Origin of the sequence: Streptomyces albidus (ex Kaewkla and Franco 2022) (genome assembly GCF_013870515.1) — a bacterium.
Taxonomy (GTDB): Bacteria; Actinomycetota; Actinomycetes; order Streptomycetales; family Streptomycetaceae; genus Streptomyces; species Streptomyces albidus.
In genome coordinates this window covers 1-10,616 of sequence record NZ_JACBXA010000205.1, presented here as the reverse complement: position 1 = coordinate 10,616, position 10,616 = coordinate 1, and the positions used below count along the sequence as shown (strand labels likewise).

Here is a 10,616-nt window from a genome sequence, read left to right as displayed (position 1 = left end):
TCCACGCGCCGGGCGATCTTCCTCAAGGCGGCCGACATCCTGGAGTCGCGCGGTGATGAGGCGGCGGAGCTCATGGCGAAGGAGGCGGGCGGCAGCCGCCCCTGGGCGCTGTTCAACGTGCACCTCGCGGCAGGGATGCTGCGTGAGGCCGCATCCGCGGTCTCCGCACCCAGGGGAGAGGTCCTCACCCCGCAGGACGAGGGTGTGCTGAGCCTCGCGATCCGTGCACCCGTCGGAGTCGTGGCCGCGTTCGCCCCGTGGAACGCCCCGGTGATCCTCGGCACCCGCGCTGTGGCCGCGCCCTTGGCGGCGGGGAACACGGTCGTGGTCAAGCCCAGCGAGGACGCCCCGCTGGCCTGCGGCTACTTCGTCGCGGACGTCCTGCGCGAGGCCGGGCTGCCCGACGGTGTGCTCAATGTCGTGAGCAACGCCCGTCAGGACGCCGCCGAGGTCGCCGAGGCGCTGGTGTCCCATCCGGCCGTGCGCTCGGTCAACTTCACGGGCTCGACCGGCGTCGGACGTGTCATAGGCAACCTGGCGGCGCAGCATCTCAAGCCCGCCGTACTGGAGTTGGGCGGCAAGAACTCCGTCATCGTGCTGGAGGACGCCGACGTCGACTACGCGGTCGACGCCGCCACCTTCGCGGTCTTCATGAACGCGGGCCAGATCTGCATGTCCGGCGACAGGATCCTGCTGCACGCCTCACTGGCCGAGGAGTTCACCGAGAAGTTCACCGCGAAGGTCGCCTCGCTCCCGCACGGCGCGCCCACCGACCCCACCACCGTCATCGGCCCGATGGTCAGTGCGGCGTCCGCGGACCGTGTGGCCGCGCTCGTCAAGGACGCCGTGGGGAAGGGCGCCGAAGTGCTCACCGGGGGAGGGGAACCGCGCAACGCCGTACATCCCGCAACGGTGCTCACCGGTGTCACCGAGGACATGCAGCTGTACCAGGAGGAGGCGTTCGGCCCCGTCTGCACGCTGGCCACCTTCACCGACGACGACGAGGCCGTCGCGCTCGCCAACGCCACCGAGCACGGACTGACCTGCGGGATCATCACCGAGAACGGAACCCACGGACTGCGTGTCGCTCGCCGCATCCGTTCCGGCATCGTGCACGTCAACGACCAGTCGGTCGCCGACGAGCCGCAGGCCCCCTTCGGCGGCGTGAAGGCCTCGGGCTACGGGCGCTTCGGAGGCCGCTGGGGGATCGAGGCCTTCAGCAACACCCGCTGGGTGACCCTGGCCACCGAGCACGCGCACTACCCCTTCTGAGCAGCCGCCCTGCATCAAATGTCACGACGGGGTCACCGGACCCGCACACGCGCGTCCGGAACCGCTTCGCGGTGAACCGCCCCCGGGGTTCCGGCGTCCACCATCACAGACGGCGGTACGGGACCCACGGGGGTGGTTCCGTGCCGCCGACTGCGTGTCCGCGGCGGCCCGACGACCTGCGCCGGGCCCGTACGGTTCCGGCGGTCAGTGCCCGTGGAGCGCCCGGCGCCAGACGGGGAAGTCGAAGAAGGTGTCCGGGAACGTCTCGTCCGTGAGCGTGTAGTGCCACCACTCCTCGGGGAGGTTGGTGAATCCGCTCTTCTCCAGGGTGTTCTTCAGCAGCATCCGGTTCGCCCGCTGCTTGCCCTCGATGCGGGGGTCGAGCGTGTGGGAGAGCGTGTCGAAGCAGTCGTAACCGGTGCCCATGTCGATGGAGTTGTCGGGGAACCGGTCGCCCTTCGGTGCGAAGCAGGAGACCAGCGCCTCGCCGGGACGGTAGGGGCGCGTGGGGTGGGCGGGCAGGCGCACGAGCGTCAGGTCGACCGTACTGCCGCGGCTGTGGCCCGACTTCTCCGCGATGTAGCCGTCCTCGAAGAGCCGGTCCTTCTCGACCCGCGGGTAGAACTCCTTCTTCATGCGCTCGTCGTCGAGGTCCTTCGCCCACTTCACGAAGTGGTCGACCGCGCGCTGCGGCCGGTAGCAGTCGTACACCTTCAGGGAGTAGCCCTTCCTGAGGAAGGCGTGCTGGGCGATGCTCAGGGCCCTGGCGGTGTCGCGAGTGACGATGCACATGCGCTGCCGGTAGCCGTCTATGCGGTCGCCGACGAAGTTGTGCCGCGTCGGGTAGCGGATCTCGTGGAGGATGGTCGGGGCGACATCGCTCAGCGCGACGAACTCCTTGGGCGCGGACGGTTCTTCCGCCGCCGGAGTTCCCCGTCCGTCCTGGGGCGACGGTGCGGCCGAGGCGGCGGGCGCGGCGGGTACGAGAGCGGCGAAGGCGAGCAGTGCCGCGGCGAGTCGGGGGCGGCTGAAGGATCCTCTGAATGCCATGGCCACTCATGTATCAGGTGCGCACCCGGACCCGGTAGCCCACGGCGGCACCGTCTTCCCGCGCCACGACCGTCCTGCCGCCCTGCCGGCGTACGGTGAAGCGCTCCGGCGACGGGCGCTCCCAGCCGTCCCCCGCATCCCTGATCACCAGCCCGCTGCCCGTACGTCCCGTTGCGGGCGGCCAGACCTCGAGCTCCGTACTGCCGTCCGCCCCCTTCACGGGCACCGCGGCACCGGCTCGCGCCAGCACGGGAATGCGGGAGAGGGGCGCCTCCAACTCCACCTCGCCCGGCCCCTCGTGCGCCGTGCCCGTCGCCGTCTCGTACCAGCGCCCGTGCGGCAGCCGCACCCTCCGCAGACGGGCGCCCTCCTCCAGCACGGGTGCCACGAGAAGGGCGTCACCGAGCAGGAACGCGTCATCGCACTCCCGCAGCGCCCGGTCGCGGGGGTGCTGCCACCACAGAGGCCTTACGTAAGGAGCGCCCCACCTGTGCGCCAGCTGGGCAAGGGTGCCGAAGTACGGTGCCAGGCGCTCCCGTTCGGCCATGACGGCCCTGCAGCTCTCCAGCACCTCGTTTCCGAATTCCCACGGCTCCCGCGGGCCCGCCCACTTGGCGGCGTTCGTGCGGAACAACGGGAAGTAGGCGGCCAGTTGGAACCAGCGCAGATACAACTCGGGTGACGGGGGAGCGGTGAACCCTCCTATGTCCGGGCCCGAGTAGGGCACCCCGCACAGCCCCAGCCCCAGCACCAGTGACAGCGAGGCGCGCAGGCCCGCCCAGCCGGTGGCCACCTCGCCCGACCACGTCCCGCCGTAGCGCTGCATGCCCGCCCAGCCCGAGCGTGAGAGGACGAACGGGCGCCGGGACGGCCGCAGTTGGCGCAGCCCCAAGTGACCCGCCTGCGCCATCGTGAGCGCGTAGACGTTGTGTGCCTCCCGGTGGTCGCCGCCGCGTCCCTCCAGGGAGTGCCGCGCGGAAAGGGGCAGGGTGCCCTCTCCCGGCGTTGCCAGGCAGGCTGGTTCGTTCATGTCGTGCCACACCCCTGCGAAACCCTGCTCCAGCCGCTCCGCGTACAGCTCACCCCACCACTTGCGCACCCGGGGGTCGGTGAAGTCGGGGAAGAGCGCCCGGCCCGGCCGGCGCACCACTCCCTGCAACCGGCGGCCCTGGGCGTCCCGTACGAAGGCGTCGACCGCCGCACCGCTGTCGTGGACGGCATTGCCCGGTTCGGGCCGCACCGCCGGGTCGACGAGCGAGACCAGCCGTACCCCGTCGGCCTCCAACTCGGCGGCCAGACCCTGCAGATCGGGAAAGCGGGCACGGTCCACGGTGAAGACCCGGTTGCCCTCCAGGTGATCCACTCCCAAGTGGAGGGCGCGGAGCGGCAGTTCGCGTTCCCGGTAGGCGGCCGCCACGCTGCGCACCTCCCGCTCGCTCGAGAAGCCACGCCCCGCGTGCTGATGGCCCAGAGCCCATGCGGGCGGCAACGCCGGCGGCCCGGACAGCCGGGCCCACCCGTGCAGCACACGGGCGGGCGGGCCGGCGATCACCCAGTAGCGCAGTGGTCCGCCGGTCATCCGGATCTCGGTGCGCCCGTTCCTGTCGTGTCCCGAGCCGCGGCCCTCCACGCCCTCGGAGACGGTCACCCGGCCGTCCCAGGAGTTGTCGTGGAAGACCAGATGCGTGCCGGCGTCCGCGACGACCAGCTGCACCGGCATGGTGATGTGCAGAGGGTCGTCATCCGGCCCGAACGCACCTCCCGCGCTGTTCCACAGGCGGTACGAGCCGTTCTTCAGACGCGGCCCGCCCGCCCTGCCGCCCAGGCCGAAGAAGCGGGCGTCTGCGGCCACTTCGGAACGCTGCAACCAGCGGCCCGCGGAGGGGCCGGGCTCCGGAGCCGCGTCCGCACCCGGCTCCGCATCGCGTGCGGCCTCAGGTGCGGGGACGGTCTCCCACCAGCGCGGCGGCAACTCCCGGCGCAGCAACTCGCCGCCGGGTGTCCGTACCTCGACGGCGCCGTGCCGGGAGACGATCACCAGCAGCCGTTCGGAGACGACGCGCCACCCGCCGTCCTTGTCAGGCTCCAGTTCCGTACGGGCGTCGGGCTCCGGGAGCGGCCCGGCCAGCGCGTACGAGGGCGCGGGCTCAGCCCCGTCCCATCCGAGGAAGACGGCACCCCCCACGGCCACCCGCACCGACAGGGACGAACGCTCGAACCGGATCAGGCCGCCACCCGGCCGCGACCGGGCGTCGCACACCGGCCCCGGCACCCGGGCCCGCTCCGCTCCCGGCCGGCCTCCGCCCTCCCCGCGGCGCCCGCGCCGCAGAGCCCCCCTCATGCTCCTCACGCGCCATGTCGTACCGATCATCCACACCGACCGCACCAGGCCACGCGCATCCATGACCCTCAGAGTGCCAGTGCTCCGCGCCGTCGTCAGCGGCGTTCAACTGGCGTTCATTCAGCCACCATCAGCCCTTGACGTGCGCCCCTGCGCCACCGCGCGCAACCCCCTCAAGGGGATGGTGCGGGCGCCCGTACCGCACACGGTCACGCCGTGGTCCCACCACATCCGGGGCGAAGACGCCATGTGGTGTGCGCCCTGGCGCGACATTTGATCACGTGGCATCGTCCTGCTCAGCCGACACGTACGCCCACAAAGCGTGCCGACAACACCCCAGCCGGACCGGGAGCCTCCATGACCACAGCGCACAGCACATCGCATCCGCAGCCCGTGACGCCGGAACCACTCTGGCAGCCGGGCCCGGACCGCATTGCTGGCGCTCAGATCACCCGGTTCCAGGCGTGGGCGGCCGAACACCACGGCGCGCCCGCAGCCGTCCCGGACGATCCGGCCGCGAGCTACGGCGCGCTGCACCGCTGGTCCGTCGAGGAACTCGCCACCTTCTGGCAGGCCCTCACCGAGTGGTTCGAGATCCGCTTCTCCACCCCGTACGAGACGGTGCTTGCCGACTCCTCGATGCCGGGCGCCACATGGTTCCCCGGGGCGACCCTCAACTACGCCGAGCACGCGCTCCGCACCGCCGAGGACCCCGCCCGCGCCGGGGACCCCGCTCTTCTCCACGTCGACGAGGAGCACGAACCCCGCGCCGTCACCTGGGCGGAGCTCCGTCGCCAGGTCGCGTCACTCTCCGCCGAGCTGCGCCGCCTCGGCGTGCGGCCGGGCGACCGCGTCAGCGGCTACCTCCCCAACATCCCCGAAGCGGCGGTCGCCCTGCTCGCCACCGCCGCCGTCGGTGGAGTGTGGACCTCCTGCGCGCCCGACTTCGGGGCACGCAGCGTCCTCGACCGCTTCCAGCAGGTCGAGCCGACCGTGCTGTTCACCGTCGACGGGTACCGGTACGGCGGCAAGGAGCACGACCGCCGCGACACCGTCGCCGAGCTCCGCCGCGAACTGCCCAGCCTCCGCGCCGTCGTCCACGTGCCGCTCCTGGGCACGCCTGCCCCCGAGGGCACCCTGGAATGGTCCGCGCTCACCGCCGCGGAGTCCGGCTCCGAGGCCGCTTCACCCGTCTTCGAGCAGGTGCCCTTCGACCACCCGCTGTGGGTGCTCTACTCCTCCGGCACGACCGGCCTGCCCAAGGCCATCGTCCAGTCGCAGGGCGGCATCCTCCTCGAACACCTCAAACAGCTGGGACTGCACTGCGACACCGGCCCCGAGGACCGCTTCTTCTGGTACACGTCCACCGGCTGGATGATGTGGAACTTCCTCATCTCCGGCCTGCTCACCGGCGCCACGGTCGTCACCTACGACGGCAGTGCCGGATACCCCGACATCAGTTCTCAGTGGTCGGTCGCCGCCCGTACGGACACCACGTTCTTCGGCACTTCCGCCGCCTACGTGATGGCCTGCAGCAAGGCGGACGTCCACCCCGGCCGCGACCTGGACCTCTCCCGCGTCAAGTGCGTGGCCACCACCGGCTCCCCACTCCCTCCGGACGGCTTCCGGTGGATCCACGACGAGGTCTCGCAGGACATGTGGATCGCGTCCGTCAGCGGCGGCACCGACGTGTGCAGCTGCTTCGCAGGCGCCGTGCCCACGCTGCCCGTGCACACCGGCGAGCTGCAGGCCCCCGCACTCGCCACCGACCTCCACTCCTGGGATCCGCAGGGCAAGCCGCTGATCGACGAGGTCGGCGAACTCGTCGTCACCCGCCCCCTGCCGTCCATGCCGATCCGCTTCTGGAACGACCCGGACGGATCGTGTTACCGGGAGAGCTACTTCGAGATGTTCCCCGGCGCCTGGCGCCACGGCGACTGGATCACCCTCACCGAGCGCAACACCGTCGTCATCCACGGCCGCTCCGACTCGACGCTCAACAGGCAGGGCGTACGCATGGGTTCGGCCGACATCTACGAGGCCGTCGAACGCCTCCCAGAGATCCGCGAGTCCCTCGTCATCGGAGTCGAGCAGCCCGAAGGCGGCTACTGGATGCCGCTCTTCGTCCACCTCGCCGAAGGAGCCGTACTCGACGACACCCTCCGTGACCGCATCAAGCGCACCATCCGCGAAGGTCTCTCACCGCGGCACGTGCCCGACGAGGTCATCGAGATCGAGGGCGTGCCGCACACCCTGACCGGCAAGCGCCTCGAAGTCCCGGTCAAGCGCCTCCTCCAGGGCGCCCGGCTGGACAAGGCGGTCAACCCCGGATCCGTCGACAACGTCGAACTGCTCCGCTTCTACGAACGCCTGGCCCGGGACCGCACGGCCTGACCCGGCCGGAGCCGCCCATTGTCAGACCCCCTGATTACGGTGAGTGACCAAATGATCCGTGAGCAGTCAGGGGGAGACCGTGGCACACACCAGAAGTCGCAAACGCAGGCGGGGCCGCACACTGCGCCGTGAGGTGCCGAGCATCGTGGCGGTGCTGGCGGACGAGTCGCACTTCGCGCGCATGCGCGCCTACGGCTCCTTCGCGTTCGACGACCACGCCGTCTACCTGCGGCAGTTGGAGGGGCTTCTGCGTGCTCTGACCGCTCAGCAGATCCACGCGCGTGTGGCCCTCTTCGACTCCGTCGACTACGAGCTGTTCTGCCAGGAGGAGCGTCTCGACCCCGACACCCCGGAGAGCCGTGCGCGCTACGTGGCTCAGCTCGCCACGGCCGGCACCACCCTTCCGTACCAGGGGCAGGGGATCGGCCAGCTCCTCCCGCAGCTCCGCGACGCCCACGCGTGCCGGGTGACATGGCAGACGGGAGCGGAGGTGCTGGCTCGCGCGGGTGCGTGCGCGCGATGCGGTGCCGACATCGGCAAGGCCGCCTTCGACCGGGCGGCGCGTGCGGTGACGCTCCTGCTGGAGGAGGCGGGAGACGGCAACCACCACCTGGTCGCAAGCGTCGCGGTGCCCGGAGCTCCGCTGGTCACCGCTCTGGACGTGCGAGGCACGTCCCAAGGCCGGCTGCACGCCCATGAGTCGGCAGCTCTCGCCCTGACCACGGCGCTCGCCGCCGGCTTCGCCACTGCGGCCGCGGGCGGCCTCGTGCTGCGTACGGACGGCGAAGGAAGCGGGCAAGACGTGGTCCGCGGCTGGTCCCTCGCCCCGCGGCGCTGCTGGCTGCGGCCCCTGAGCGCATCCGAAGTGTTCTCGGCGTACTGCACCGACCCCGTCACCCGCGAGCCGGTGGCTCCCGAGCCCGGCGTCGACCACGCTCCGGGCTTCGACCTCCCCCACCCGGGAGGTGGCCTGCACTGCTGAGTCGCCACGAACGAGCGTGGACCGTCCCCCCAGAAGGGCGGAACGGTCCACGCCGTCACAGCAGTTCGGCCGGCACTCCTCTCACGGCCGCGCCCGGCTCACTCCCCGGAGAGCACCGCCTGGGCAGCGAGCCGCGAATCCTGCGCGCTGTCGGCCGCACGCGCTGCGGCAGCGGCCCGCTCGCACTGGGCGAGCGTGTGCTTCGCCAGCGTCGCCCGTACGTACGGAATCGAGGCGGCACCCATCGACAGGCTCGTCACACCGAGGCCCGTCAGCACGCATGCCAGCAGCGGGTCGGCAGCCGCTTCCCCGCACACACCGCAGCTCTTCCCTTCAGCCCCGGCCGCCTCGGCGGCCAGCGCTACCAGGTCCAGCAGCGCCGGCTGCCACGGGTCCTGCAGCCGCGAGACGGCACCCACCTGACGGTCCGCCGCGAAGGTGTACTGCGCGAGGTCGTTGGTCCCCAAGGAAAGGAACTCCACCTCCTGCAGCACCGAACGGGCCCGCAGCGCCGCAGAGGGGATCTCCACCATCACCCCGGCCTTGGCCTGCAGTCCAGCCGTACGGCAAGCGTCCGCGAACGCCTTGGCGTCCGCGCGGTCCGCCACCATCGGCGCCATCACTTCCAGGTAGACAGGCAGCCCCTCGGCCGCCTTCGCCAGAGCGGTGAGCTGTTCCTGAAGCACCTCTGGGTGGTCGAGGAGCGAGCGGAGCCCGCGCACGCCCAAGGCCGGATTGGGTTCGTCCACCGGGGTGAGGAAGTCCAGCGGCTTGTCCGCGCCCGCATCCAGCACCCGCACCACGACGCGACCTTCCGGGAACGCCTCGAGCACCTGCCTGTAGATCGTCACCTGCTTCTCCTGCGACGGCGCCTTCGTGCTGTCGTCGAGGAAGAGGAACTCCGTACGGAACAGCCCCACGCCCTCGGCACCCACCTCGATCGCGGCGGCCACGTCTCCGGGGCCTCCGACGTTCGCCAGCAGCGGCACCTTGTGGCCGTCCGAAGTGGCCCCGGGCCCCTTGGTCGAGTCCAGGACCGACTTCCGCTCCTCCGCATCCCTCGTGAACGCGGCCTGCTCCTCCTCGCTCGGCGAGACGTTGACGGATCCGGTGCTGCCGTCCACCGCGACGACGGTCCCTTCCGCCAACTCGCACGCGCCCGGCAGCGCCACCACGGCGGGCACCCCGAGGGCCCGCGCGAGGATGGCGCTGTGGCTGGTCGGCCCGCCTTCCTCGGTCACGAAGCCGAGCACGAGGGACGGGTCCAGCAGGGCCGTGTCCGCGGGAGCGAGGTCGCGAGCGATGAGCACGTAGGGCCGGTCGCTGTCCGGCACACCGGGCATCGGCACACCCATCAGCCGGGCGACGATGCGATTCCGCACGTCGTCCAGATCGGCCACGCGCCCCGCGAGATATTCACCGGCACCGGCGAGCAGCGCACGGTAGGCGGCGAAGGCGTCATAGACCGCTCGCGCCGCGGTGCTCCCCACAGCGATACGGCGCTCGACGTCGGCGATCAGCTCCGGGTCCTGGGCCATCAGAGCCTGAGCCTCGAGCACGGCCTGGGCCTCACCCCCGGCGAGATTGCCCCGGGCCATCAGGTCGTTGGCCACGGCTTCGACGGACTGCCGCGCTCGCTGCTGTTCCCGCGGGGCGTCCTCCTCGGCGATCTGCTTGGCCGGCGGTTCCAGTACGGCGGTTCCCATGTGCCGGACCTCGCCGATCGCCACTCCGTGGCTCACGCCCACGCCTCGCAGGGTCTTGTCCATCTCACTCATCTCCGGTCGATGCGGTGTGCACTGCCACCGCCGTCCTTCTCGCGTCCCCGACCCACTGCGCGCAGCGGGACACGGGTGTCACTTCCACTTGAAGAGCGTCGTGGCCGTTTCGACGACCCCGTCCTCGAGTACGGCCGCCAAGGAGTCCGCCGTGGCCTCGAGAGCGATCACCGGGGAGATGGGCGACTTCCCCGCCTGTTCGACGGAGACGGGGTCCCAGCGGACGATCGGCTGCCCGCGCTCCACCGTGTCGCCCTTGTCGACGAGGAGTTCGAACCCGTCGCCGTTGAGCTGGACGGTGTCGATGCCGAGATGAGTCAGCACGCCGTGTCCGTCGTCGTCCACCACCACGAAGGCGTGTGGATGGAGCGAAACGACGATCCCGTCGACCGGTGAGACGGCCTCGGTCGGCTGTCGTACGGGGTCCACGGCTGTACCGGGACCCACCATCGAACCGGAGAAGACCGGGTCGGGCACCGCAGAGAGCCCGACTGCGGTTCCGGCAAGGGGGGACGTCACGGTGGTCATTGGTTGCCTCCCGATGTGGGGATCGAGCAGCCGCCGTCTCCGCCTGTGCCGGACGGCGCACCGTTCGAGAAGAGTAAGTCATGGGAACCGCCCGCCCCGTGTGAGCAAGGGGCGTGGCGTGTGGGCCCCGACCTGCGGCGGGACCTGGTCTCCGACGGGTAATCAATTTGCCCGCGGGGACGCGCCCCGGTACTGTCGACCTCCGGCCGAGCGCCGACAGCTCGGGTCCGCCGCCCCAATTTCGTTCTGGGGCAGGGAGTTTGATAGCGTC

The 10,616-nt window shown here is 71.1% G+C and carries 7 protein-coding genes; 3 read left to right on the top strand and 4 right to left on the bottom strand.

Annotation, left to right across the window (positions count from 1 at the left end):
* The coding region (locus tag H5J26_RS23565; RefSeq protein ID WP_181767952.1) for an aldehyde dehydrogenase family protein at positions 1-1,272 on the top strand (1,272 nt) is incomplete at its 5' end.
* A gap of 204 nt (positions 1,273-1,476) precedes the next feature.
* Here H5J26_RS23565 and H5J26_RS23560 read toward each other — a convergent pair.
* Both H5J26_RS23560 and H5J26_RS23555 read right to left on the bottom strand, forming a co-directional pair.
* Positions 1,477-2,322: a M15 family metallopeptidase gene (locus H5J26_RS23560; protein ID WP_181767951.1), complete on the bottom strand. Its 846-nt coding sequence runs from the start codon at positions 2,320-2,322 to the stop codon at positions 1,477-1,479.
* 13 nt (positions 2,323-2,335) lie between these two features.
* The gene (locus H5J26_RS23555) at positions 2,336-4,726 is read right to left on the bottom strand and encodes a glycoside hydrolase family 31 protein (RefSeq protein ID WP_181767950.1); all 2,391 of its coding nucleotides are present in this window, start codon (positions 4,724-4,726) and stop codon (positions 2,336-2,338) included.
* Positions 4,727-5,020: 294 nt separating this feature from the next.
* Here H5J26_RS23555 and H5J26_RS23550 point away from each other — a divergent pair, with 294 nt between their 5' ends.
* Together H5J26_RS23550 and H5J26_RS23545 are read left to right on the top strand one after the other, a co-directional pair.
* Positions 5,021-7,057, top strand: coding sequence for an acetoacetate--CoA ligase (locus tag H5J26_RS23550; protein ID WP_181767949.1), 2,037 nt, complete (start codon positions 5,021-5,023; stop codon positions 7,055-7,057).
* A gap of 133 nt (positions 7,058-7,190) precedes the next feature.
* Entirely contained in the window at positions 7,191-8,039 is an 849-nt protein-coding gene (locus H5J26_RS23545; RefSeq protein WP_309238039.1) for a hypothetical protein, read from the top strand.
* Between the two features lie 98 nt (positions 8,040-8,137).
* On the opposite strand, the gene ptsP is transcribed toward H5J26_RS23545, so the two are convergent.
* Both ptsP and H5J26_RS23535 read right to left on the bottom strand, forming a co-directional pair.
* Entirely contained in the window at positions 8,138-9,808 is a 1,671-nt protein-coding gene (gene ptsP, locus H5J26_RS23540; protein ID WP_181767953.1) for a phosphoenolpyruvate--protein phosphotransferase, read from the bottom strand.
* Positions 9,809-9,895: 87 nt separating this feature from the next.
* Entirely contained in the window at positions 9,896-10,345 is a 450-nt protein-coding gene (locus tag H5J26_RS23535) for a PTS sugar transporter subunit IIA (protein ID WP_181767947.1), read from the bottom strand.
* Positions 10,346-10,616 lie beyond the last annotated feature (271 nt).

Coding starts and splice junctions, on each gene's coding strand:
- H5J26_RS23535 (WP_181767947.1), bottom strand. CDS start 10,345: ATGACCACCGTGACGTCCCCCCTTGCCGGAACCGCAGTCGGGCTCTCT.
- H5J26_RS23550 (WP_181767949.1), top strand. CDS start 5,021: ATGACCACAGCGCACAGCACATCGCATCCGCAGCCCGTGACGCCGGAA.
- H5J26_RS23555 (WP_181767950.1), bottom strand. CDS start 4,726: ATGGATGCGCGTGGCCTGGTGCGGTCGGTGTGGATGATCGGTACGACA.
- ptsP (WP_181767953.1), bottom strand. CDS start 9,808: ATGGACAAGACCCTGCGAGGCGTGGGCGTGAGCCACGGAGTGGCGATC.
- H5J26_RS23560 (WP_181767951.1), bottom strand. CDS start 2,322: ATGGCATTCAGAGGATCCTTCAGCCGCCCCCGACTCGCCGCGGCACTG.